Source organism: Streptomyces sp. NPDC007907 (assembly GCF_042959365.1).
GTDB lineage: Bacteria > Actinomycetota > Actinomycetes > Streptomycetales > Streptomycetaceae > Streptomyces > Streptomyces indiaensis.
The window spans coordinates 47,603-71,625 of sequence record NZ_JBIBKR010000005.1 but is presented as its reverse complement, the minus strand read 5'-3'; the positions used below and the strand labels follow the sequence as shown (position 1 = coordinate 71,625).

The window sequence follows — 24,023 nt, the reverse complement described above, 5'->3', positions numbered from 1 at the left end:
TAGGAGGGCAACACGCTTGCACCTCACGTGGCGTGAGGACCGACCGTGGAGTGCGGAAGAAGGAGGGAGCGGACGTGAGCTACTCCGTGGGACAGGTCGCGGGCTTCGCCGGCGTCACCGTGCGCACGCTGCACCACTACGACGCCATCGGACTGCTCGTCCCGAGCGAGCGCAGCCACGCAGGACACCGGCGCTACAGCGACGCCGACCTCGACCGGTTGCAGCAGATCCTGTTCTACCGGGAGCTCGGCTTCCCGCTCGAGGAGGTCGCCGCCCTGCTCGACGACCCGGACGCGGACCCGCGCGCGCACCTGCGCCGCCAGCACGAACTGCTGACCGCCCGGATCGAGAAGCTGCGGAAGATGGCGGCGGCCGTGGAGCACGCCATGGAGGCACGCACGATGGGGATCAACCTGACGCCCGAGGAGAAGTTCGAGGTGTTCGGCGACAAGGACCCGGAGCAGTACGCCGAGGAGGCGGAGCGGCGCTGGGGCGGCACCGAGGCGTACGCCGAGTCACAGCGCCGCGCCGCGAGCTACACCAAGGAGGACTGGAAGCGCATGCAGGCCGAGGTGGCCGACTGGGGTGAGCGCTACGCCGCCCTGATGACCGCCGGCGAATCACCGGCCGGCGATGCGGCCATGGGCATGGCCGAGGAGCACCGGCAGCACATCTGCGGATGGTTCTACGAGTGCTCGTACGAGCTCCACCAGGGCCTCGGCGAGATGTACGTCGCCGACGAGCGCTTCAAGGCGTTCTACGACTCCGTGCGCCCGGGGCTCGCCGAGCACCTGAGGGACGCGATCGTCGCGAACGCCGCCCGCCACAACGCGTGAGAGGTCCTGGCCCGGGCGCTACTCCCGGGTCAGGACCACCGCCGTGCCGTACGCGCACACCTCGGTGCCGACGTCCGCCGCCTCCGTCACGTCGAAGCGGAACGCCAGGATGCCGTTGGCGCCCCGCGAGCGCGCCTGCTCGACGAGCCGCTCCATGGCCTGGTTGCGGGTCTGCACCAGCGTCTTGGTGAGCCCGCGCAGCTCGCCGCCCACCATCGACTTCAGCCCGGCGCCGATCTGGCTCCCCACGTGCCGGGAACGCACGGTCAGGCCGAAGACCTCGCCGATCACCTCCCGCACGTGGTAGCCGGGTACGTCGTTCGTGGTGACGACGAGAACCTCGGGCTCCGGGCCCTGTCCGCCGCCGTATTCGTCGATGCCCATGGTTCACAGCTTTGACCGGGACCGCGCACAGTGCATCCTGAGTACGCCCATGGAACCTGGGTCATGACGGCTGCGTTGATACTTTGAGGCAGCCAGCCTCCGCCCGTACCCCACAGCAGCAGGAGCCACATCCCCGTGACCACGCTTGCGCTCGGCCCCGAGTGGCTCAGCCCGGACTACCTGATCTCGACGTTCAGCCTGCCCGGCATCCTGCTCATCGTCTTCGCGGAGTCCGGTCTCTTCGCCTTCCTGCCCGGCGACTCCCTGCTGTTCACGGCCGGGCTCTTCGTGGCCGAGGGCACCTACATCACCCAGCCGCTGTGGCTGGTGTGCATGCTGATCGTGCTCGCCGCCGTCCTCGGGGACCAAGTGGGCTACATGATCGGCAAGTTCCTGGGCCCGAAGCTCTTCAACCGTCCCAACTCCAAGCTCTTCAAGCAGGAGAACCTGGACAAGGCCCACGAGTTCATGGAGAAGTACGGCCCCAAGGCGATCGTCCTGGCCCGCTTCGTCCCCATCGTGCGCACCTTCGCACCCATCGTGGCCGGCGCCGGCCGCATGAAGTACCGCACGTTCCTCACGTACAACGTCATCGGCGGCGTCGCCTGGGGCACCGGCGTCACCCTCGCGGGGTACTGGCTCGGCCAGATCGGCTTCATCAAGAAGAACGTCGAGCCGATCCTCGTCCTGATCGTCCTGCTCTCCGTCGTGCCGATCCTCATCGAGTACCTGCGCGACCGCTCGCAGAAGAAGCGCGCCGCGGCCGAGTCCCCCGAGCAGCACGGGCAGCAGCCCCCCGCGATGGACGACGCGACGACCCGGCTGCGCCGCATCACCCCCGACGAACAGCCGTCCCACCAGCAGCCGCAGCAGCCCCCGTACGGCAACCAGAACGGCTACAACGACCAGCAGTACTACGCCCAGTACCCGCAGAACCCGGGCTACGGCCGGCAGCCGCAGCAGCCGCAGCAGCCGCAGCAGCCCTACGGCACCCAGCAGCAGCCCTACGGCACGCCCCAGCAGCCGTACGGCACGCAGCAGGGGCCTCACCACAACGGCTACTGAACCGACTGTCCTGGGAGCGCGGGGAACTGCGCGAAACCCCCACCGGCCCGCGGCCGCCGACGCACCCCCGGCCCCGACCTCCTCGGCGCTAGAAACCCCTGGTGCGCTTGGCGGCCCGCCGCTTCTCCGCCGACCCGATCCGCAGGAACATCCGGGAGATCTCGGACCCGAGGTTCACCCCGATGGCGATGGCCATGGCGAGCGCCACCGCCTTCGACAGCGACACCAGCCCCTCGTCCACCTCGCTCTGCGCGATCGCCAGCAGTCCGAAGTACGTCGCGGAACCGGGCAGCAGGGGCCCGATCGCCGCGGTCGTGTAGGGCAGGGCGGAGGCGAACCGGTACCGGGACAGCAACTGCCCGAACAGCCCCACCAGGCCCGCGGCCGCCGCCGTGGACGCCACCGGTGAGATGTCCCCCACGTAGTGCATCGCGCCGTAGACGACCCACGCGACCCCGCCGTTCAGCGTCACCCACATCACGGTGGATCGATCCTGCTGGAGCAGCACCGCGAAGGCCAGGGACAGCAGCATCGACGCACCGATCATCATCACCGGGTCGTCGGAGGCGCCGAGCGCCTGGTCGGGGTTGAGCCGCGCGCCCAGCTGCACGCCGAAGTACAGCACCAGCAGCACACCCGCGACGATGCCGACGAAGAAGTACATGACCTCCAGCAGCCGCGCGGACGCGGTGATGTAGAAGCCCGTCAGACCGTCCTGCACCCCCGCCACCAGCGCCCGCCCGGGCAGCAGCGCGAACAGCCCACCGGTGATGACCGCCGAGGCCTTCACGTCCACGTGGCCGAGCGTCAGCGCCACGCCGATCGCGGCCGGCGGCATCGCGGCCACCGTGAACTGGTAGAACTCCGGCAGTCCCCGCCCCGCGCACAGCCAGGCCAGCCGGTCGCCCAGCATCGCGCCCAGCGCGGCTGCCACGAACACGATCAGGTCGCCGCCCACCAGCACCGAGGCCGCACCGGCCAGCAACCCGCTCGCCGCGGTCAGCGCCCAGCCGGGGTAGGGGTGCCGGTTACGGCGGATCTCCGCCAGCCGCCGGTAGGCCTCCTCCAGGGAGACCGCCGTCTCGTCGTCGCTGAGGTCGTCCACCAGCTGGTACACGGCCGCCAGCCGCGTGTAGTCCGTGCCCCGGCGCCGCACGGTTCGCGACGCCGTGATCGGGTCGTCGACCAGGGACGGCTGGTAGGAGATCGCCAGCAGCGTGAAGGTGACGTTCGGCTCGCAGCGGTCCAGGCCGTACGACCGGCAGACGGCGAACATCGCCGCCTCCACGTCCTCGGCGCCCTCGCCGCCCGCCAGCAGCAACTCGCCGATACGCAGCGTCAGGTCGAGCACGCGGGGAACCGCGGGCCCGCTCTCGTCGGTGCCGCGGTGGCTGGTCTCCGGCGCGGGCCGATCCGCCACCGGCATGCGCAGCATCGTGCGCATCCGGTCCTGCCAGGGCACGTCCTTGGTCAGGCTGACCACGGGGATCCCGCTCGGCGGCGTGAAGGCCGTCGGGGCGTGCCTGGAGCTGTAGGTGTTCGGCGGGGTGAACGCCGACCCCTCCTGCTCCGCCGAGGGCGCCGCGTGGACGTCCAGCCCCTGCGGCACGGCGAACTCGGACGTCGTCTCGGACTCGGCACCGGCCGCTTTGTGGAGGGCCAGTCCCTCGGGGATCGCGAACTCCGACGTCGTCGACATGTCCCCGTCGACGCCGGACCCGGCCGGAGGCAGGAACGCGCTCCTTGCCTCGTCCGACTTCGGTTTGCGGTCCTCCGCGTCCGTCACTGCCTGGCGCTCCCTGTACGACACGTCAGCCTCGTACCCCCCACAGCCTCAGTATGCGCACAGACGGACGAACGGGCCGCACGCGCAGGCGTGCGGCCCGTCAGCATCGGGAAACAGGAGGTCAGTGACCGCCCTGGTCCTTGAAACGCTTGTAGGACCGCTCGATCTCGGCCTCGGCGTCGGTGCGGCCCACCCAGTCGGCACCCTCGACGGACTTGCCGGGCTCGAGGTCCTTGTAGACCTCGAAGAAGTGCTGGATCTCCAGGCGGTCGAACTCCGACACGTGGTGGATGTCCCGCAGGTGCTCCACGCGCGGGTCCGTCGACGGCACGCACAGCAGCTTGTCGTCGCCGCCGGCCTCGTCCGTCATGCGGAACATGCCGATCGCGCGGCAGCGGATCAGGCAGCCCGGGAACGTCGGCTCGTCGAGGATGACCAGCGCGTCCAGCGGGTCGCCGTCCTCGCCGAGGGTGTTCTCGACGAAGCCGTAGTCGGTCGGGTAGGCGGTCGAGGTGAAGAGTCGCCGGTCCAGGCGGATACGACCGGTCTCGTGGTCCACCTCGTACTTGTTGCGCGAACCCTTCGGAATCTCGATCGTGACGTCGAACTCCACCGGTGGCTCCTCCATGATCAACACATAGTTCTGGTGGTTAAGTGTCCCTCACGCAGGTGTGTGATCGCGAAAGGGGCTGGTGGTCGTGCCAGAGCTGAGGCCTTGGCGGGCCGCGAAACCGCACGTGGTGCGGCTCGCGGAAGCCGTACGACCGCGCCTGGCCCGGGCCGCAGCGACTGCGAAACCACGGCTCGCGCGGCTCGCCCGAGCCGGGAAACCGCAGCTCACGCATGTGATGCCGCCGAAGACCTGGCAGTACACCGCGGGCGCCGCCACCGCCGGACTCGCACTGGCGGCCGGTGTGGTGACCGCCGCCGGTCCCTGGGACTCCACGGGTCAGCGTACGGCCGAGCGGGACCGGGCAGTGGCCCTGGGCCGCGCGGGTGGCACAGATCACGGCAGCGCCCCCGGCGCGCCCGGCCGGCACCGGCCCGCCCCCAGCGCCGGACCCGTGCTGACCGGCCTCGGCGGTGTCAGCACCGTCAAGTCCGCCCCCGACGGCAAGGTGCTCACGGACGCCCTCCGCCCCCTGCTCAAGGACCCGGCCCTCGGCCCGCGGCCCGCCGGGGCGGTCCTGGACGTGACCACCGGACGGCGCCTGTTCGGCTCCGGCGCGGGCACGGCGCAAACCCCGGCCTCCACGACGAAGATCGCCACGGCCGTCGCCGCGCTGTCCGCGATGGGCCCCGACCACCGTCTCACCACCCGCGCAGCGCTGGAACCCGACACCAAGGAAGTCGTCCTGGTCGGAGGCGGCGACCCCACGCTCACGGCCCGGGAGAAGACCGGGGGATCGGCGAGCCTGCGCACCCTGGCCGCCCGGACGGCCGCCGCGCTCGCCGACCGGGGCGTGCGCGAGGTGACCCTCTCCTACGACACGACCCTCTACGCCGGCGACGAAAAACACCCGATCGGGGACAACCCCAACCTCGCCCTCGTCAGCCCCCTGATGGCCGACGAGGGCCGCACGAACGACTCGGCGAGCGGCCCGGCCGAGCGCGTGAAGGACCCGGCGGCCGACGCGGCCCGCCGGTTCGGGGACCTCCTGACCTCGCACGGCATCAAGACCAAGGCACCCGGCCCGTCCAAGGCCACGACCCGCTCCGAGACTCTCGCGGCCGTCTCCTCGCCGCCGCTGTCCGCCCTCGTCGAGCGCATGCTGACCAACAGCGACAACGACATCGCCGAGGCCCTCGCCCGCCAGACGGCGATCGCCGCGGGCGAACGGGCCGACTTCGCCGGGGCCGGCAAGGCCATCGGCTCCCAGCTCCGCAAGCTCGGCCTCCCGCTCAAGGGCGCCGCCTTCAAGGACGGCAGCGGCCTGAACCGCGCGGACCGGCTGACCCCCGACCTCCTCACCGCGCTGCTCGCCAAGGCGGCCGACCCCGGACACCCCGAGTTCCGGCCCGCCCTCACCGGCCTGCCCGTCGCCGGCTTCACCGGCACCCTGACCACCCGCTACACGGACGGGGCGTCCGGCGTCGTCCGCGCCAAGACCGGCACCCTGTCGGGCGTCCACGCCCTCGCGGGCACCCTGGTCGACGAGGACGGCCGCCTGCTGGCCTTCGCGTTCATGGCCTCCGGCACGGACCCCGGCAAGCCGGCGGAGTCCCAGCAGGCCCTGGACCGGGTCGCCACCGCCCTGGCGGCCTGCGGCTGCAGGTGAGGGAAGGGACCGCCCGCGGCGTCTGGCAGGGGTTGCCACCGGCCCGGGGGCGTGTGGCTGCAGGTGACGGGCGGGACCGCCCGCGGCGTATGGCCGGGGTTGCCAGCGGTCTGGGGGCGTGCCGCTGCTGGTGACGGACGGGGGGCCGGCCGCGGCCGGGGCTCACCGGTGCCCGGCCGTCGCCGCCCTGCCCCAGCGGGCGGCCCTCACGTACGGTTGACGCATGACGAGCATCGGTGGTGCTTCAACCGGCATGGTCGACTGGAACCTCGCGGTGGCGACCGCGACCCGGCTCGTGAGGCCGGGCCCCGAGGTCAGTCGCGACGAGGCCCGGGCCGTCGTGGCGGAGCTGCGCCGGCACGCCAAGGCCTCGGAGGAACACGTCCGCGGATTCACCCGGCTGGGCACCGAGGAGGGGCATGACACCCCCGTCCTCGTCGTCGACCGCCCGGGCTGGATCCGGGCGAACGTCGCCGGGTTCCGGGAGATCCTGCGGCCCCTGCTCGACAAGATGCAGGAACGGCGCGGCACCAGCCCGGGCGGTGCCGTCATGGGCGCCGTCGGCGGCAAGGTCACCGGCGTCGAACTCGGCATGCTGCTGTCCTTCCTGGCCTCCCGCGTCCTCGGCCAGTACGAGACCTTCGCCCCCGCGACCGGCGACCTGCCCTCCGGCGGCTCCTCCGACGCCCCGGGCGGCGGCAGGCTCCTGCTCGTCGCCCCGAACATCGTCCACGTCGAGCGCGAACTCGACGTCGACCCCCACGACTTCAGGCTCTGGGTCTGCCTGCACGAGGAGACGCACCGCACCCAGTTCACCGCCGTGCCCTGGCTGCGGGACCACCTTGAGGGTGAAATCCAGTCGTTCCTCCAGGAGACCGACGTCGACCCCATGACCGTCCTGGAACGCGTCCGGGAAGCCGCCCAGACCCTCGCCGGGGGCCGCCCCGAGGCCGAGGAGGACGACGGCGGCCGCTCCCTCGTCGAGATCGTCCAGACCCCCGCCCAGCGCGAGATCCTCAGCCGCCTCACCGCCGTGATGTCCCTGCTGGAGGGCCATGCCGACTACGTGATGGACGGCGTCGGCCCGTCCGTCGTGCCGACCGTCGGGGAGATCCGCGAGAAGTTCCAGCAGCGCCGCGCCAAGGGCGCCTCCCGCCTCGACCTCGCCCTGCGCAAGCTGCTCGGCCTGGACGCCAAGCTCCGCCAGTACCGGGACGGCGAACGCTTCGTGCGGGCCGTCGTCGACGAGGTCGGCATGGACGGTTTCAACCGCGTGTGGACCTCGCCCAACACCCTCCCCACCAAGTCGGAGATCGCCAAACCGGCGGACTGGGTCGCGCGGGTGCACCGCAGGGCCGAGTAGTGAACATCCCGGGAAGGTCGTGAAGGGAAACCGGCCGACGGCAGGCGAACGCCCCTCCAATCACCCGTCCGAGGGACCGTGAGGCAGGGGTAGGCGTGCAATGCTCGGGGAACGGCCCGGTTCTGTCACCATCTATACACTCTGCGTGACCGACACGCGGGCTCACCCCCGAAAACTTCATGAAGGGAACCGGACATGGGTCCCCATCCTGCGGTCGCGGCGATACGCCTGGCAGTACGCCGCGTCCTCCACGACCTCCTCACCGAACACCACCGCGCCCCCGCCGCGGTCCCGCACGCCCTCCCGCACGAGCCCCCGCCGCTCGTGCTCGTGGCGTGCTCCGGTGGTGCCGACTCGATGGCCCTCGCCTCCGCCCTCGCCTTCGAGGCCCCCAAGCTCGGCGTCAGAGCCGGCGGCGTCACCGTCGACCACGGCCTCCAGACCGGCTCCGACACCCGCGCCGCGGAAGTCGTCCAGCGCCTGCGCGAACTCGGCCTCGACCCCGTCGACTCCGTCGCCGTCACCGTCGGCCGCACCGGCGGACCCGAAGCCGCCGCCCGCGACGCCCGCTACGCCGCGCTCGACACCGCCGCCGAACGCCACGGCGCCGCCGCCGTCCTGCTCGGCCACACCCGCGACGACCAGGCCGAAACCGTCCTCCTCGGCCTCGCCCGGGGCTCCGGCATCCGCTCCCTGTCCGGAATGGCCGCGGTCTCGGGGGCCGGCGGCCGCTACCGGCGCCCCTTCCTCGGACTCGACCGGCAGACCGCCCGCAAGGCCTGCATGGTCCAGTCCCTGCCCGTCTGGGACGACCCCCACAACGCCGACCCCGCCTACACCCGCTCCCGGCTGCGCCACGAGGGCCTGCCTGCCCTGGAGAAGGCGCTCGGCAAAGGCGTCGTCGAGGCCCTCGCCCGGACGGCCCGGCTCTCCCGCGACGACGCCGACGCCCTCGACTCCTGGGCCGGCCAGGCCGAGGCCACCGTCCGCGACGCCACCGGACAGCTGGAGTGCGCCAAGCTCTACGCCCTGCCGCCCGCCGTACGCCGCCGTGTCCTGCGCCGGGCCGCCATCGCGGCCGGTGCGCCCGCCGGCTCGCTGTTCGCCCGCCACATCGAGGAAGTCGACCGGCTGATCACCGGCTGGCGCGGTCAGGGAGCCATCAACCTCCCCGGCAAGGTCGTGGCCCGGCGGCAGGGTGGCAGACTGGTGATTCGGCAAGGCTGAAGCACGAGCCCTCCCCGCAGCCGGCGGAGGGGCCGCTCGGCCGGTGGGACGACCGAAAGTGATGCGGGTGGACGCGAAAGACATGGGTGCCGACCTCGAGAAGGTGCTCATCACCAAGGAAGAGATCGACGCCAAGCTGGCTGAGCTGGCCGCGAAGATCGACGCGGAGTACACGGGCAAGGACCTGCTGATCGTCGGAGTCCTCAAGGGCGCGGTCATGGTCATGGCCGACCTCGCGCGGGCGCTGTCCACCCCCGTCACCATGGACTGGATGGCCGTATCCTCGTACGGGGCGGGCACCCAGTCCTCCGGTGTGGTGCGGATCCTCAAGGACCTCGACACCGACATCAAGGGCAGGCACGTCCTGATCGTCGAGGACATCATCGACTCCGGCCTGACCCTGTCCTGGCTGCTCTCCAACCTCGGCTCGCGCGAGCCCGCCTCCCTCAAGGTGTGCACGCTGCTGCGCAAGCCCGAGGCCGCGAAGGTCGCCATCGACGTGGAATGGGTCGGCTTCGACATCCCCAACGAATTCGTCGTGGGATACGGACTCGACTACGCCGAGAAGTACCGGAACCTCCCGTTCGTCGGTACGCTCGCGCCTCACGTGTACGGCGGCTGACAACCCGGCCGGACGTGCCGTACCGGTGATCGGGAACCCCAGCGGGCGTCCCGCCGTTGGAGCAGGCGTAGGCGGATCGCCAGCCGTCCCACGCGGCTTCAGGTGACAATGCTGGGGTACCGTCCGAAGAACAGTCTTTATCAAACTCACTATGGCAGGAGGGACGGGGCGGCACCGCTCCGTATGGATGGACGTGAAGCGATACTTCCGTGGGCCGGTCATGTGGATCGTGCTGGCCGTCCTCGCCGTGGTCGTTTTGATGCAGGTCGTCGGCTCGTCCGGCGGCTACAAGACGGTGGACACCGGCCAGGTCGTCCAGGCGATCAACCAGAACAAGGTGGAGTCGGCCAAGCTCACCACCGGTGACGAGCAGACCATCAAGGCCACCCTCAAGGACGGCGTGAAGGTCGAGGGCAGCTCGAAGATCCAGGCGAGCTACATCGGCGACCAGGGCGTGGACATCGCCAACACGCTGCAGAACAAGTACCAGGACAAGCAGATCCCGGACGGCTACACGGTCTCGCCGTCCAAGCAGAACCCGTTCGTCGGCATCCTGCTCTCCCTGCTGCCCTTCGTGCTGATCGTGGTCGTGTTCCTGTTCCTGATGAACCAGATGCAGGGCGGCGGCTCCCGGGTCATGAACTTCGGGAAGTCCAAGGCCAAGCTCATCACCAAGGACACCCCCAAGACCACCTTCTCCGACGTCGCCGGGTCCGACGAGGCCGTCGAGGAGCTCCACGAGATCAAGGAGTTCCTCCAGGAGCCGGCCAAGTTCCAGGCCGTCGGCGCCAAGATTCCCAAGGGCGTCCTGCTCTACGGGCCTCCCGGCACCGGCAAGACCCTGCTCGCGCGTGCCGTCGCGGGCGAGGCCGGCGTCCCGTTCTACTCGATCTCCGGTTCCGACTTCGTCGAGATGTTCGTCGGTGTCGGTGCCTCCCGTGTCCGTGACCTGTTCGAGCAGGCCAAGGCGAACGCCCCGGCGATCGTCTTCGTCGACGAGATCGACGCGGTCGGCCGTCACCGCGGCGCCGGCCTCGGCGGCGGTCACGACGAGCGCGAGCAGACCCTGAACCAGCTCCTCGTCGAGATGGACGGCTTCGACGTCAAGGGCGGCGTGATCCTCATCGCCGCGACGAACCGGCCCGACATCCTCGACCCGGCGCTGCTGCGCCCCGGCCGCTTCGACCGGCAGATCGCCGTCGACCGTCCGGACATGCAGGGCCGTCTGGAGATCCTCAAGGTCCACCAGAAGGGCAAGCCGGTCGCGCCCGACGTCGACCTGTCGGCCGTCGCCCGCCGCACGCCCGGCATGACGGGTGCCGATCTGGCCAACGTGCTGAACGAGGCCGCCCTGCTGACGGCCCGCAGTGACCAGAAGCTGATCGACAATCACATGCTGGACGAGGCGATCGACCGTGTGGTCGCGGGCCCGCAGAAGCGGACCCGGATCATGTCGGACAAGGAGAAGAAGATCACCGCGTACCACGAGGGCGGACACGCCCTGGTCGCGGCGGCCTCGCCGAACTCCGATCCCGTCCACAAGATCACGATCCTGTCGAGAGGCCGCGCCCTCGGCTACACGATGGTGCTGCCGGACGAGGACAAGTACTCGACCACGCGCAACGAGATGCTGGACCAGCTGGCCTACATGCTGGGCGGCCGCGCGGCCGAGGAGCTCGTCTTCCACGACCCGACCACGGGTGCCGCCAACGACATCGAGAAGGCCACGGGCCTGGCCCGCGCGATGGTCACGCAGTACGGCATGACCGAGCGTCTCGGCGCGATCAAGTTCGGTGGCGACAACACCGAGCCGTTCCTCGGCCGTGAGATGTCTCACCAGCGCGACTACTCGGAAGAGGTCGCCGCGCTCGTGGACGAAGAGGTCAAGAAGCTCATCGAGACGGCGCACAACGAGGCGTGGGAGATCCTCGTCGAGAACCGCGACGTCCTCGACAACCTCGTGCTGCAGCTGCTGGAGAAAGAGACGCTGGGCAAGGAGGAGATCGCCGAGATCTTCGCCCCGATCGTCAAGCGTCCGCCCCGGCCCGCCTGGACCGGCTCCTCCCGCCGCACACCGTCGACCCGTCCGCCGGTCCTCTCCCCCAAGGAGCTGGCCCTGACGAACGGTGCGAACGGCGCGACGCCGGCCATCTCCACCGCGAAGAGCACCGCGGCGGAGCCCGCCCCGGCGCCCGAGCGGACCCCGGAGGACCGCCCGGAGAGCTGACCCGGGCTCTGCCGGCCGGCCCACGGCCCCGGAATGGATGCCGCGCTCCCCAGGTTTTAGCCTGGGGAGCGCGGCTTTTCGCCATTTCCGCAGGCCGCCCCGTGATGGACACAGGAACGAGGCAGCAGATGACCGACCCCGTGGCGCTGGACGGCGATGGCCAGATCGGCGAGTTCGACGAGAAGCGCGCCGAGAACGCCGTACGCGAACTTCTGATCGCGGTCGGCGAGGACCCGGACCGCGAAGGCCTCCGGGAGACACCGGCGCGCGTGGCGCGGGCGTACAAGGAGATATTCGCGGGGCTGTGGCAGCAGCCCGAGGACGTACTGACCACGACGTTCGACCTGGGCCACGACGAGATGGTGCTCGTCAAGGACATCGAGGTGCTGAGCTCCTGCGAACATCACCTCGTTCCGTTCGTCGGGGTTGCGCACGTCGGTTACATCCCGTCCGTCGAAGGCAAGATCACAGGCTTGTCGAAGCTGGCCCGGCTCGTGGACGTCTATGCCCGGCGCCCGCAGGTGCAGGAGCGACTCACCACCCAGATCGCCGACTCCTTGATGCAGATCCTTGAGCCGCGGGGCGTGATCGTCGTCGTCGAGTGCGAGCACATGTGCATGTCGATGCGCGGGGTCCGCAAGCCGGGTGCGAAGACGATCACCTCGGCGGTCCGGGGCCAGCTTCGTGACTCGGCGACCCGCAATGAGGCCATGAGCCTGATCATGGCGCGATAGCTGCGCCGAGAGCGGTTGACGACTCCTCGCGTCGTTCTCCCGTCGTTCTCCGGGACAGAGACCCTGGAGGGTTTCCTGGACGGATACGCGGACGGCGACGGACACCGGCCCAAAACCTGGGCCGGCCGTCTGCCGGTCAGTGCGAACCTGCCGTTCCTCTCGGAGCCGCACCCGGGGATCGCCGACAGCTGGTTCTCGCCGGGTACCTGCAAGCCTGAGCGCCGGCAACAAGCCGTTCACGCTCTACGGCCACCGCCTCGCTCCCCACCCCGGCTTCCTCGGCCAGGGCATCTCGCCCGCCGGCCCTGGTGGCCTCTGGCGGCGTCAGACCGTCGGGGCCACCCCGGTGCCGTCGCTCTCGTCGTCTTCGGGGAGTTTGCAGACGCGCTCCAGGAAGATGGCGGCCGCTATGACGCCGATGCCCGCGACGACGGAGAGGCCGGCGTAGATGGCCTGGTCGCGGCGGGCGGGGATGTCGAGGGACTCCAGGAGGAAGACGCCGGTGCCGCCGTACATGCCGGCGACGAGGGCGGCGACCAGGGCGCTGGCGTGACCGAAGACGACCGCGCGGGCCGCCATGAGGGGGTCGACGCCCTTCGCCTCGGGGCGGCGCTCGCGCTGGGCCTTGAGCCGGGCACGGATCGAGAGCGCCGTCGCCAGCAGGACCACGGCGATCACGGCCAGGACGATGGGGGCGGCCAGCGGGACGCTCGGGAGGGTGCCGACCGAGTTCCACAGGCGGGCGCCCGCCCAGGACAGGACGCCGGCCACGACGAACACGCCGGCCAGCACCCGGATACGCAGCTCTCTCACGGTGTCCCTTCGGTTCCCCCGGCTCTTAGGCCCGGTTCGCGGCCGTCTTGACCTTAACGGCTACTCGGGCAGCCGGAGTTCCAGGTCGGCGCGGGCCGCCACCCCGTCACGGGTGACGACGTCGAGGAGACCGGCGACGGGGCCGCGGCCGGGCAGCTGGGCCTCGGGGTCCAGGTCGTGCCAGGGGGCCAGGACGAAGGCGCGCTCGTGGGCGCGGGGGTGGGGGAGTGTGAGCTGCGGGTCGTCGGAGACGACATCGGCGTAGGAGACGATGTCGACGTCGAGGGTGCGGGGGCCCCAGTGCTCGTCCCGGACGCGGTGGAAGGCCTCCTCGACCGCGTGCGCGCGCTCCAGGAGCGAGGACGGCGGCAGGGTGGTCTTGAGGACCACGACGGCGTTGAAGTAGGCGGGCTGGCTGCCGGGGTCCACGCCCCAGGGCTCGGTCTCGTAGACGGGGGAGACGCCCTTGACGCGGACGCCGGGCGTGTCCTCGAGGGCGTCGATGGCTCCCTGGAGGGTCTCCAGCCGGTTGCCGAGGTTGGAGCCGAGGGCGACCACGGCCCGTTTGGGGTTGGACAGGGTCGTGTCGGCGGCGTCGACCTTCTCGACCACGGAGGCGGGCACCGGCTGGACGGTCGGGTCGGTCGGACCCTGGATGAAGGGCGCGGTCATACTCGGCTCCGGGTGATGGTGACGGTCACGTCGTCGAAGGGGACGGTGATCGGGGCGTTCGGCTTGTGGACGCAGACCTCGACCTCCTGTACTCCCTCGTGCCGCAGACAGGCCTGGGCGATGCGCTCGGCGAGCGTCTCGATGAGGTCGACGGGCTCGCCCTGGACGACGGCCACGACCTCCTCCGCCACGACGCCGTAGTGCACCGTCTTCGCCAGGTCGTCGTCGGCCGCGGCCGGTCGGGTGTCCAGGCCGAGGACGAGGTCCACGATGAAGGTCTGGCCCTCTGCGCGTTCCTCGGGGAACACACCGTGGTGCCCGCGGGCCTTGAGGCCGCGCAGCGCGACACGATCCACGCGAATCACTCCTGCAATCGTCGGTCAGGGCCGGTCGGTGCCGTGTGCGGGCGGCACACCGGCCTCGGTCGAATCTACCTGCGGGCGCGGACGGACCCGGGCCACGGGGCCGCGGCCGTGGCCGGGCCCGGCAGGATTCATCCAGCGTTTCCCCTGGGGAACCCGTCGGTGCACAGGCTGGTAGCCGCCCCTACCCGGGCGTAGGTGATTCCAACCACTTCCTGGCGCGTACCCACTCAGGCGGGGGTGTCGTCCTGCTCGTCCTCGTCGGTTTCGGCCAGCACGGGGGAAGCGTGGTGCGACCAGAGTTTCCACCCCTGGGGCGTGCGCCGGAACACGTTGGTGGCGACCACGAGCTGCCCGACGAGCGGGCCGAGCTCCTCGCCGGCGCCCTCGGGGGCGGGGCCGCCGCTGAGGATGTTCTCCGTGCAGTTCACCAGAGCGGTGTCGCCGGTGACCGAGACGTGCACGTCGGTCAGGAAGAACTGGATGTAATCGGTGTTCGCCATGATCAGCGCGTACGACCTGAGGACCTCACCGCGGCCGGTGAGCACGGGCCAGCCGGGGTGGACGCAGGAGACGACGCCGGCGTCGGCCGGGTCGTGATAGGTCTCGTCGACGCCCAGGTCGGAGGGGGTCAGCCAGAGCGACGCCAGTTCCTCGAAGTCGCCCTGCTCGAGTGCCTCGTAGAAAGCGGTGTTGGCGGCCTCGACCTGTTCGACGTCGGTGTGCGGGGCGCTCACCGGGCTCCTTCTGCGCTGGTTCCGGCCGGGCGGGCGCCCGTGATGGCGCGGACGACGCGGACGGCGTCGGCCGTGGCGCGCACCTCGTGGACGCGCACCGCCCACGCGCCGGCGTGCGCCGCGAGCGCGGAGACGGCGGCGGTGGCCGCGTCCCGTTCGCGCGCGGGCGGTGGCGGGCCGTCGGGGCCGGCGAGGACCCGGCCCAGGAAGCGTTTGCGGGAGGCGGCGACGAGCAGCGGGTGGCCGAGGTCGAGGACGCGGTCGAGGCTCGCGAGGAGGGCGAGGTCGTGCTCGGCGTCCTTGGAGAAGCCGAGGCCGGGGTCGACGATGACGCGGTCGGGGGCGATGCCGCCGGCCAGCACGGCCTCCACGCGCGCGTGCAGTTCGTCGACGACCTCGGTGACGACGTCGGCGTACTCGCCCCTGACGTTGCCGCCCTGGAGGAAGCCGCGCCAGTGCATGACCACGAAGGGGGCACCGGCGTCGGCGACGGCCGGGATCATGCGGGGGTCGGCGAGGCCGCCGCTGACGTCGTTGACGAGGGCGGCGCCGGCCGCGAGGGCCCGTTCGGCGACTGAGGCGCGCATGGTGTCGACGGAGACCGTGACGCCCTCGGAGGCCAGGCCGCGGACAACGGGGATGACGCGCCTCAGTTCCTCGTCCTCGTCGACCCGGGTGGCTCCGGGGCGGGTGGACTCGCCGCCGACGTCGATCAGGTCCGCGCCCTCGGTGACCAGGCCGAGGCCGCGTTTGACGGCGGCCGTGGTGTCGAAGAAGCGGCCGCCGTCGGAGAAGGAGTCGGGGGTGACGTTCACGACTCCCATGACCGCGCAGCGGTCCCGTTCCGGTAGGCCGGCCACGCGCCCGCGTCCGCTCTGGTTGCTCATATGTTCAGCGTAGGCCCCGGCGGGGGCCGTCAGGCGCCGCGGCCCGGGCGGCGGGCCCGGGCGGGGGCGGCGTCACGCCGCCCGGACGTCGCGTTCGGCCGTGGCGCTGTGGGCGCAGGGGCGCGGGGCGGCCGTGCGGCGGCGGCGCAGGAAGCCCGGCAGGGGCAGGGCGAGGTTGACGAAGCCTTCGGCCTGCATGGCGGCGAACCCGATGCGGGGGAGGTCGGCCGAGGCGCGGTAGACGACGAAGCGCGGCTCCCAGCGCGGCTGGAACTTGGCGTTGAACTTGTAGAGGGACTCGATCTGGAACCAGCGGGAGAGGAAGACCAGCAGTCCGCGCCAGGCACGCAGCACCGGGCCGGCGCCGATCTTCTCGCCGCGGGCCAGGGCCGCGCGGAACATGGCGAAGTTGAGGGAGACCCGGGCGATGCCGAACCGGGGGGCGGCCTGGAGGGCTGCCACGATGAGCAGTTCGTTCATGCCGGGGTCGGCCGAGCGGTCGCGGCGCATCAGGTCCAGGGAGGCGCCGTCGGTGCCCCAGGGCACGAAGTGCAGGACCGCCTTCAGGTCCCCGTGGGGGCCCGGATGGTCGTCCTGTTTGTGGGCGGTGGCGATCAGGCAGTCGCCGTCGGCAGGGTCGCCGACGCGGCCGAGGGCCATGGAGAAGCCGCGCTCGGTGTCGGTGCCCCGCCAGTCGTCACAGGCGCGGCGGATGCGCTCCAGTTCGGCCTCGCCGAGGTCACGGACACGTCGTACCCGGGTTTCGTAACCGGCCCGCTCGATGCGCTTGACCATCTGGCGCACGTTGCGCATCGCGCGGCCGGCCAGGGAGAAATCCGCGACGTCCACCACCGCCTCGTCGCCCAGTTCGAGGGCGTCGAGCCCGGTCTCGCGAGTCCACACCTCGCCACCGGTCTCGGAGCAGCCCATGACGGCGGGGGTCCAGGAGTGAGCCCTGGCCTCGTCCATGAACCGTTCGATGGCGCCGGGCCAGGCCTCGACGTCGCCGATCGGGTCTCCGCTGGCGAGCATCACGCCGGAGACGACCCGGTAGGTCACCGCCGCCTTGCCGCTGGGGGAGAAGACGACGGCCTTGTCGCGGCGCAGCGCGAAGTGGCCGAGGGAGTCGCGGCGCCCGTGCTTGTCCAGCAGGACGCGCAGCCGGGCCTCGTCCTCCTCGGTGAGCCGTGCGGCCGGGTGCTCGGGGCGGAACGCCAGGTAGATGGTGGTGACGGCGGTGAGCAGGCCCAGCGCGCCGAGCGAGAAGGCGACGGTCCAGGAGGTGTCGCCCCGGTAGTCGACCGGGCCCTCGAAGCCGAACAGGCCGTAGATGACGTGGGTGATGCGATCGGCGAGGCTGGGGTCGCCGACGATGCGTCCGCTGTGGACGTTGACGACGAGCAGTCCGAGCGCGAGGGAACCGGCGCTCATGAGCACGAAGTTGGCGAGGGCCTTCCAGCGGCTGCGCGGGTCGGGCAGGGCGTTGAACTGGTCGCGGTGGCGCAGCAGGGGGGCGAGCAGCGCCAGGGAGATCAGCACGCCCAGGAGCGAGTGCCGGTAGGTGAACTGGGCGACGGCCCCCGCGGGCAGGAGCGCCACCGCGGCCCGCCAGGCCCGGCGCTTGCCGCGCTTGAGGCCGTGGGCGAGCAGCAGCAACAGCACACCGGTGCTGAGGGACAGGGCGGCCGCGAACGGGCCGAGCGCGCCGGGCAGGACCTCGGCGAGTGCGTGCATCCTGCTGTACCGGAAGCGGGGGAAGACGCCCGCGGCGATGTCCAGGACGCCCACCAGGGCGCAGGCTCTGCCGACGAGGACGGGGACGGCCTCGGGGCGTGGCCCCCGCGCCATCCGGCTCAGCCGGCCCGGGCGGACCGGGCCGCTTCCGTTGCCGCGAGGCGGAACCCCACCCGACATTTCCTCATCTGTCCTGACAGACATCGCATCCCGTAGTTCTGCGAGAGACCTTGGATCCGGTGCCGATTCGGGCATCCGGCGACATTGCGCCCTCTAGGACGGTGTCTCGGGGAGAGAGGTTCACTCCCCATGTCAAAGCCGCTTCAAAGGTCGGGGAAAGTCCGGGACAAGCCCTTGCGAAGGTGTGCACGCGGGGCGGCCGGGCGGAGAGTGTGGACGGGTAGTCACCCATGAGTCTGACGAGTAACCCGGTGCTGGTGTCGGCGGTGCTGTCCGCCGTGCTGCTGTTCACCGGCACGGTCTGGCTGTGGCCGCGGCTGGCCCGGCGCAGCCTGCGGGCCGTGGGCGGGCGTATCGGCCTGCTGCTGGGCACCCAGGTGGCGTTGTTCGCCGCGGTGGGCCTCGCCGCCAACCAGTCCTTCGGGTTCTACGCGAGCTGGGCGGATCTGTTCGGTCAGGAGAAGGACCAAGGGGTCGTCGTCGACCACCCTCCGGGCGGGGGCCCGTTGGAGGTGGTCGGCTCGCGCCGGGTGCCGGGGGCGGGCGGTGCGCCGCCGCGGACCGGCGGCCGGATCCAGCAGGTCGACATCGTGGGCCGTACGACGCACATCGCCTCGCCCGCCTACGTCTATCTGCCGCCGGAGTACTTCCAGCCGCGGTACCGCACCCACCGGTTCCCCACGGCCGTCGTGCTGACGGGCTATCCGGGTACGGCGTCGGCGCTGGTGGACAAGCTCCACTATCCGCGTACGGCGCTGGAACTGAGCCGGGCGGGCCGGGCGAAGCCGATGATCCTGGTGATGCTGCGGCCGACGGTGGCGCCGCCCCGGGACACGGAGTGCGTCGACATCCCGGGCGGTCCGCAGACCGAGTCGTTCTTCGCCGAGGATCTCCCCGACGCGTTGCGCACGCACTACAGGGTGGCCCAAAAGCCGGGCGGACTGGGCATCATCGGCAACTCGACGGGCGGATACTGCGCGTTGAAGATCGCCCTTCACCATCCCGATGTGTACGGTGCCGGGGCGGGGCTGTCGCCGTACTTCAAGGCGCCGATCGACGCCACGACGGGTGATCTCTTCCAGGGAGACAAGGCGCTGCGCAATCACGCGGATCTCCTGTGGTTCCTCGCCCACCGGCCCGCTCCCGATACGTCCCTGCTGGTCAGCAGCAGCAAGGTCGGCGAGAAGGACTACCGGGACACGCTGCGGTTCATCGAGCGCGTGAGGGACACCGGGCGGACGCGGATCTCGTCGATCATCCTCGAAAGCGGCGGGCACAACTTCAACACCTGGCGGCGCGAGATTCCGGCGGCGCTGGAGTGGATGAGCGGGCGGCTGAGCGGCCCCTGGAAATGATCTTGGGAATTGGATGAGCGGTCGATTCCGCTTCTCCCCGAGTTCTGATGTGGTGTGAACGTTTCAGTGTGGCTTTGTTTTTGCGGGGTGGGTCACCATGATTCGCCTACGCGCGGTAAGTTTCTGGCCATGCCACGTGGACGTCACCGCCATTCCCCGCCCCTGCACAGGATGCTGCCCCCGTCGGCGATCGCAGGCGTCTCCCTCGTCTGCGCTCTGGGGCCCTGGGTGTTCACGGAGCCGATGCTGCTCCGCGGCCTGGCCGCGGCCGCCGCGGCGACGGCGGTCATCGGCGCGGTCGTGCTGCGTCGTTGGGACACCCAGGCGGGCAAGCGCGTCGCCGACCTCACGCGCGCGCGGGCGAGCGACGAGTGGCGCTTCGAGGAGCGGGTCGCCGAACTGGAGGCCGACCTCGAGGAGTCGCGCGAACTGCGCGGGAAGCTGGAGCAGCGGCTGCGCGCCAAGCGCACGGAGCTGGCCGGCCTGCGCAACGAGCACGCCGCGCTGCTGCGCCGGTACGCCACGGCGGAGGCGGAGCGCGCGAGCGTCCTGGAGGATCGCCGGGTGCTCGAGATAGAGGCGACCGCTCCGGTGCGGGCCGCGCTGCCGGCGGGGGCGTCGGACGCGGCGGAGGCACCGGCGGAGCCGGACGAGGCTCCAGACGCTCTCACCGTGGAGGAGGAGCCCGGGGTTCCGGCCGTGTTCTCGCCGGAGGGATCCCGGCTGTTCCTGCGGGCCGCGGTGGCGCTCGCCCGGTTCGACGGCGAGACGGTCCCCGACCCGGACGGCGGCGGCGACGGTGACGGCGACGGCGTGCCGAAGGACGAGGATGCGCAGGAGGCGCGGGCCGCGCAGGACTTGGAGCCCGAGCCCGAGCAGGAGCAGGAGCGCGAGCAGTCGGAGCAGGCGCCGCAGGAGAAGGCGAAGGAGCGGTCCGGGACGGCGGCCGACGACCACGAGCACACGACCGCCGAGACGACCGTGCCGGGCGCCGAGACGTCGGTGGCGGGCGCTGAGACGTCCGTGGGCGAGGGGGAGAGCGCCGTGCCGGCCGACGAGGGCGCGGTACCGGCCGGTGAGACCGGCCGACTTCCGGAGCCCGCGCGGGCCGAGCAGCCCGCGGGGCGGCGTTCCGGGCACTTCACCGTGCCGACCGCCGTGGCCGTCCCGCCGCAGTCGCCGGTGCGGCGTCCGCAGGCCGGGGGCGGGTTCGACTTCTTCGGCACCAAGGCCGGTACGTCCCCGGCGGCCCTGGAGGCCGTGCAGAACGAGGACCTCGCCGATGTCGTCGGCCAGGAGGCGCTCGCCCTTCACAAGGCCGAGACCGAGGCCCGCTACAAGCCGGCCGACGAGGAGTCGCGCGGTATCGGCCAGGTCATCGACCTGACCGCCCACGACGAGACGGAACAGATCGACGTACAGGGCCTGCGCAGCGCGGTGTCCTGACGCCCGGTCGACGACGAAGGGCCCCCGGCCACGGCCGGGGGCCCTTCGTCGTGGCGGTGGTCCTGCCGTCCAGCGGTCCGGCGCGGGTCCTTGCGTCCGTCAGGCCCGGCCATCAGTGGTCCGGCCCGGGTTCCCTCGTCCGGCGGGGCGGGCCGTCCCGCGGGTCCGGCGCGGGTCCCCGCGTCCGGCGGGGGTGTGCGCGCCTGTCGGAGCGGGCCGTCCCGCGGGCCCGGTCGTGCGGCCCTGCGCCCGGCGGGTCAGGCCATCCAGCGGTCCGGGCGGGCGTCCCTGCGGCCCGTTCGGGAGCGTTCGGCCTGGGCCGCCAGCAGTTCGCGTGCCTCGTCGGCGTCCCGCAGCCGCGCCCGCACCGTCTTGTTCGCGCCCGTGTCCACACACACGTCGGCGACGCCCCGGGCCCGTTCCCACGGCCCCTGCGTCATGCGCACACTCTGCACCTTGGCGTGCGGCACCAGCGCCAGGCTCCGTTCCAGCAGCCCGGACCGGGCCGCGAACACCGCGTCCGTGACGGCGAGTCCGTACCCGCGCCACCACAGGGGCACGCACCAGCGGGCGCGGCGCGGCGCCGGTGACAGCGTCGCGGGCCCCGGCACACTCACCCCCGGCAGCACCCGCGCGACGACCTCCTCGGCGAGGGCACGCGGAGCGACCGGCACCAGCACGGAGTTGGACGAGCCCGCCACGTCCAGCTCCACCCGCACCCAGCCGCGCCGCCGCCACAGCAGCGGTTCCACGATCCGCACGGTCTGCACGCGCCCCGGCGGCACCGTCTCGTGCGCCCGGTCCAGCAGCCCGTGGTCGATGCGCAGCCCGTCGGGCGACTCGCCCACCGTCCAGTCGTACTCGGCGACGAACCGCCCCGCGCTGCTCGCGCCCGCCGCGCCCAGCAGCGGCAGGGCGACCGCGAGGACCGTCCACAGGCTGTGGGTGACCAGCCACAGCACCGGCGGAACGACCAGCGCGGCGGCCAGCGACCCCCAGGTCGCGCCCGTCAGCACCAGCGCCAGGGCGAGCACCCCGGGCGGCACCCGCAGCAGTTGCCGGACCGGGGCCTCCCCGACCTCGTGCGCGGTCTCGGGTGCGAAACCGGCGGCCCGGGCGAGCAGTTCGGCCCGCAGCGTCCGTGCCTCGTCCGCACCGAGGAAGGCCAGTTCGTCCTTCTTGTCGGTGCCTATGACGTCGAGTTTGAGCTTGGCCACGCCCGCCACCCGGGCGAGCAGCGGCTGGGTGACGTCGATGGCCTGGATGCGCTCCAGCCGGATGTGTGCGGTGCGCCGGAAGACGAGCCCGGTGCGGATGCGCAGCTCGTTCCCGGTCACCGCGAAGTGCGTGAACCACCAGGAGCAGAAGCCGTAGAGGGCGGCGGCCGGGATGAGCACGGCGAGACCGATCAGCAGCGTGGTCGTCGTCAGCCGGGTCAGCTGGCGCTGCGCCCCGTCGGGGTCGTGCACGGCCCAGCCGAACAGCACGGCGACCGGGGCCCAGGCGCGGCGCAGGGGTGTGACGGGGTGCAGTCGCCGCTCGGTGATCTCCGCTGCGGCCTCGGGGGCCTGAGCGGCCCCGGGGGCCGTCACAGCCCCGCCGACCGGGCTTCGCCCAGCTCGGTGAGCCGGTCGCGCAGCCGTTCCGCCTCGGCCGGGTCCAGCCCGGGGATGGTCGCGTCGGTCGCCGCGGCGGCCGTGTGCAACTGCACGCTGGCCAGCCCGAAGTGCCGCTCGACGGGCCCGGAGGTGACCTCGACGAGCTGCATCCGCCCGTACGGCACGACCGTCTCCTCGCGCCACAGCACGCCCCGGCTGATCAGCAGGTCGTCGGCTCGCTCGGCGTACCGCCAGGAACGCCAGTTGCGCTCGGTCATCACCCAGCCCCAGGCCATCAGCGCCAGCGGCGGCAGGGCGAAGGCGGCCCAGGCGGGACCGGCCAGCAGCCCCGGCAGCAGCCCGGCCGCCAGGGCGATCAGCCCGAGCCACACGACCAGCAGCAGCCGGCGCATCCTCAGCAGGCCGGGCGGCAGCGCGATCCACTCCGGCTCACCCCCGGCGGCCTCGACCGTGCCCTGCGGTCCCACCGGCCCCGTGTTCTGCGGACTCCCCGTATCCATGGGGCCAGCGTACGTAGGAGAGACTGTGTCCATGACTCCTACGACGGAGACCATGGTCGGAATCGGCGGCGCCGCGGAGAGCACCGACATGGTGCTCAACATCGGACCGCAGCACCCGTCCACCCACGGCGTGCTGCGGCTGAAGCTCGTCCTGGACGGCGAGCGCATCACGCATGCCGAGCCGGTGATCGGCTACATGCACCGCGGCGCGGAGAAACTCTTCGAGGCGCGCGACTACCGCCAGATCATCATGCTCGCCAACCGGCACGACTGGCTGTCGGCGTTCTCCAACGAGCTCGGCGTCGTCCTCGCGGTGGAGCGGATGCTCGGCATGGAGGTGCCCGAGCGCGCGGTGTGGCTGCGCACGCTGCTCGCCGAGCTGAACCGGGTGCTCAACCACCTGATGTTTCTCGGCTCGTACCCGCTGGAGCTGGGCGGGATCACCCCGATCTTCTACGCCTTCAACGAGCGCGAGGAACTCCAGCACGTCATGGAGGAGATCTCCGGCGGGCGGATGCACTACATGTTCAACCGCGTGGGCGGCCTCAAGGAGGACCTGCCGGCCGGGTGGACCACCCGCGCGCGCACCGCCGTCGCCGACGTGCGCTCCCGGATGGACCGCTTCGACGACCTGGTGCTCGGCAACGAGATCTTCCGGGGCCGCACCCGGGGCGTCGGCACCCTCACCGCCGAGACCGTGCACGCCTACGGGGTCAGCGGACCGATCGGCCGTGCCTCGGGCGTCGACTTCGACCTGCGCCGGGACGAGCCGTACCTCGCCTACGGCGACCTCCAGGACACCCTGAAGGTGGTCACCCGGCAGGAGGGCGACTGCCTCGCCCGCTTCGAGTGCCTCCTGGAGCAGACGCACAACGCGCTGGACCTGGCCGACGCCTGCCTGGACCGGCTCGCCGAGCTGCCGCCCGGGCCGGTCAACCAGCGGCTCCCGAAGGTCCTCAAGGCACCCGAGGGCCACACGTACGCGTGGACCGAGAACCCCCTCGGCATCAACGGCTACTACCTCGTCAGCAAGGGCGAGAAGACGCCCTACCGGCTGAAGCTGCGCTCGGCGTCGTACAACAACATCCAGGCGCTGACGGAGCTGCTGCCGGGGACGCTGGTGGCGGACATGGTGGCGATCCTGGGGTCGATGTTCTTCGTGGTCGGGGACATCGACAAGTAGGGCTCACCGCCG

22 protein-coding genes are annotated in these 24,023 nt (G+C 71.7%); 11 read left to right on the top strand and 11 right to left on the bottom strand.

Features of this window, described 5'->3' with window-relative positions; translation table 11 throughout:
- The first annotated feature begins 74 nt into the window (after nucleotides 1-74).
- Nucleotides 75-836, top strand: a complete 762-nt coding sequence (locus ACFZDI_RS20965; RefSeq protein WP_391252357.1) for a TipAS antibiotic-recognition domain-containing protein — start codon at nucleotides 75-77, stop codon at nucleotides 834-836.
- A gap of 18 nt (nucleotides 837-854) precedes the next feature.
- Here ACFZDI_RS20965 and ACFZDI_RS20960 read toward each other — a convergent pair whose 3' ends face one another.
- The gene (locus tag ACFZDI_RS20960) at nucleotides 855-1,220 is read right to left on the bottom strand and encodes a YbjQ family protein (RefSeq protein ID WP_234749941.1); all 366 of its coding nucleotides are present in this window, start codon (nucleotides 1,218-1,220) and stop codon (nucleotides 855-857) included.
- 135 nt (nucleotides 1,221-1,355) lie between these two features.
- Between ACFZDI_RS20960 and ACFZDI_RS20955 the strand changes: the two genes are divergently transcribed.
- A complete protein-coding gene (locus tag ACFZDI_RS20955; protein WP_391252355.1) occupies nucleotides 1,356-2,285 on the top strand; it encodes a VTT domain-containing protein in 930 nt (309 codons plus the stop codon).
- An 88-nt stretch (nucleotides 2,286-2,373) separates the two neighbouring features.
- Here ACFZDI_RS20955 and ACFZDI_RS20950 read toward each other — a convergent pair whose 3' ends face one another.
- Entirely contained in the window at nucleotides 2,374-4,071 is a 1,698-nt protein-coding gene (locus tag ACFZDI_RS20950) for a threonine/serine exporter family protein (protein ID WP_391253209.1), read from the bottom strand.
- Between the two features lie 121 nt (nucleotides 4,072-4,192).
- Nucleotides 4,193-4,684: an inorganic diphosphatase gene (locus ACFZDI_RS20945; protein WP_007452023.1), complete on the bottom strand. Its 492-nt coding sequence runs from the start codon at nucleotides 4,682-4,684 to the stop codon at nucleotides 4,193-4,195.
- Nucleotides 4,685-4,763: 79 nt separating this feature from the next.
- Here ACFZDI_RS20945 and dacB point away from each other — a divergent pair, with 79 nt between their 5' ends.
- The 6 genes from dacB to folE all read left to right on the top strand — a co-directional run bounded on the left by dacB (nucleotide 4,764) and on the right by folE (nucleotide 12,523).
- Nucleotides 4,764-6,350 (top strand): D-alanyl-D-alanine carboxypeptidase/D-alanyl-D-alanine-endopeptidase, encoded by a 1,587-nt coding sequence (dacB, locus tag ACFZDI_RS20940; protein WP_391252353.1) that lies wholly within the window; start codon nucleotides 4,764-4,766, stop codon nucleotides 6,348-6,350.
- A gap of 223 nt (nucleotides 6,351-6,573) precedes the next feature.
- Nucleotides 6,574-7,713 (top strand): zinc-dependent metalloprotease, encoded by a 1,140-nt coding sequence (locus ACFZDI_RS20935; protein WP_234749933.1) that lies wholly within the window; start codon nucleotides 6,574-6,576, stop codon nucleotides 7,711-7,713.
- 195 nt (nucleotides 7,714-7,908) lie between these two features.
- Entirely contained in the window at nucleotides 7,909-8,940 is a 1,032-nt protein-coding gene (tilS, locus tag ACFZDI_RS20930; RefSeq protein ID WP_234749932.1) for a tRNA lysidine(34) synthetase TilS, read from the top strand.
- Between the two features lie 61 nt (nucleotides 8,941-9,001).
- A complete protein-coding gene (gene hpt / locus ACFZDI_RS20925; protein WP_234750087.1) occupies nucleotides 9,002-9,562 on the top strand; it encodes a hypoxanthine phosphoribosyltransferase in 561 nt (186 codons plus the stop codon).
- 187 nt (nucleotides 9,563-9,749) lie between these two features.
- A complete protein-coding gene (gene ftsH / locus ACFZDI_RS20920; RefSeq protein WP_053669746.1) occupies nucleotides 9,750-11,789 on the top strand; it encodes an ATP-dependent zinc metalloprotease FtsH in 2,040 nt (679 codons plus the stop codon).
- Nucleotides 11,790-11,917: 128 nt separating this feature from the next.
- Nucleotides 11,918-12,523 carry a GTP cyclohydrolase I FolE gene (gene folE, locus ACFZDI_RS20915; RefSeq protein WP_234749931.1) on the top strand — a complete coding sequence of 202 codons (606 nt, stop codon included), beginning with the start codon at nucleotides 11,918-11,920 and terminating at the stop codon, nucleotides 12,521-12,523.
- A gap of 324 nt (nucleotides 12,524-12,847) precedes the next feature.
- Here the strand turns inward: folE and ACFZDI_RS20910 are convergent, their stop codons facing one another.
- The 6 genes from ACFZDI_RS20910 to ACFZDI_RS20885 all read right to left on the bottom strand — a co-directional run bounded on the left by ACFZDI_RS20910 (nucleotide 12,848) and on the right by ACFZDI_RS20885 (nucleotide 17,908).
- A complete protein-coding gene (locus ACFZDI_RS20910) occupies nucleotides 12,848-13,336 on the bottom strand; it encodes a DUF3180 domain-containing protein (protein WP_234749930.1) in 489 nt (162 codons plus the stop codon).
- Nucleotides 13,337-13,396: 60 nt separating this feature from the next.
- Entirely contained in the window at nucleotides 13,397-14,008 is a 612-nt protein-coding gene (gene folK / locus ACFZDI_RS20905) for a 2-amino-4-hydroxy-6-hydroxymethyldihydropteridine diphosphokinase (RefSeq protein ID WP_234749929.1), read from the bottom strand.
- Nucleotides 14,005-14,364, bottom strand: coding sequence for a dihydroneopterin aldolase (folB, locus tag ACFZDI_RS20900; protein ID WP_234749927.1), 360 nt, complete (start codon nucleotides 14,362-14,364; stop codon nucleotides 14,005-14,007). Before folB ends, folK begins: the two co-directional genes overlap by 4 nt.
- Before the next feature lie 236 nt (nucleotides 14,365-14,600).
- A complete protein-coding gene (locus ACFZDI_RS20895; protein WP_234749925.1) occupies nucleotides 14,601-15,107 on the bottom strand; it encodes a nuclear transport factor 2 family protein in 507 nt (168 codons plus the stop codon).
- Nucleotides 15,104-15,994, bottom strand: coding sequence for a dihydropteroate synthase (folP, locus tag ACFZDI_RS20890; RefSeq protein ID WP_234749923.1), 891 nt, complete (start codon nucleotides 15,992-15,994; stop codon nucleotides 15,104-15,106). The genes ACFZDI_RS20895 and folP overlap by 4 nt, the downstream gene beginning before the upstream one ends.
- 72 nt (nucleotides 15,995-16,066) lie before the next feature.
- Nucleotides 16,067-17,908 carry a phosphatidylglycerol lysyltransferase domain-containing protein gene (locus ACFZDI_RS20885; RefSeq protein WP_391252349.1) on the bottom strand — a complete coding sequence of 614 codons (1,842 nt, stop codon included), beginning with the start codon at nucleotides 17,906-17,908 and terminating at the stop codon, nucleotides 16,067-16,069.
- A 230-nt stretch (nucleotides 17,909-18,138) separates the two neighbouring features.
- Between ACFZDI_RS20885 and ACFZDI_RS20880 the strand changes: the two genes are divergently transcribed.
- Nucleotides 18,139-19,263: an alpha/beta hydrolase-fold protein gene (locus ACFZDI_RS20880; protein WP_391252347.1), complete on the top strand. Its 1,125-nt coding sequence runs from the start codon at nucleotides 18,139-18,141 to the stop codon at nucleotides 19,261-19,263.
- Between the two features lie 129 nt (nucleotides 19,264-19,392).
- On the top strand, nucleotides 19,393-20,709 hold the full coding sequence (locus ACFZDI_RS20875; protein ID WP_391252345.1) for a hypothetical protein: 1,317 nt from the start codon (nucleotides 19,393-19,395) through the stop codon (nucleotides 20,707-20,709).
- Between the two features lie 257 nt (nucleotides 20,710-20,966).
- Here the strand turns inward: ACFZDI_RS20875 and ACFZDI_RS20870 are convergent, their stop codons facing one another.
- Both ACFZDI_RS20870 and ACFZDI_RS20865 read right to left on the bottom strand, forming a co-directional pair.
- Entirely contained in the window at nucleotides 20,967-22,301 is a 1,335-nt protein-coding gene (locus ACFZDI_RS20870) for a PH domain-containing protein (RefSeq protein WP_391252343.1), read from the bottom strand.
- Nucleotides 22,298-22,828, bottom strand: coding sequence for a PH domain-containing protein (locus ACFZDI_RS20865; protein WP_361113357.1), 531 nt, complete (start codon nucleotides 22,826-22,828; stop codon nucleotides 22,298-22,300). Before ACFZDI_RS20865 ends, ACFZDI_RS20870 begins: the two co-directional genes overlap by 4 nt.
- 31 nt (nucleotides 22,829-22,859) lie before the next feature.
- Here ACFZDI_RS20865 and ACFZDI_RS20860 point away from each other — a divergent pair, with 31 nt between their 5' ends.
- Nucleotides 22,860-24,011: an NADH-quinone oxidoreductase subunit D gene (locus ACFZDI_RS20860; RefSeq protein WP_234749913.1), complete on the top strand. Its 1,152-nt coding sequence runs from the start codon at nucleotides 22,860-22,862 to the stop codon at nucleotides 24,009-24,011.
- Nucleotides 24,012-24,023: the final 12 nt, after the last annotated feature.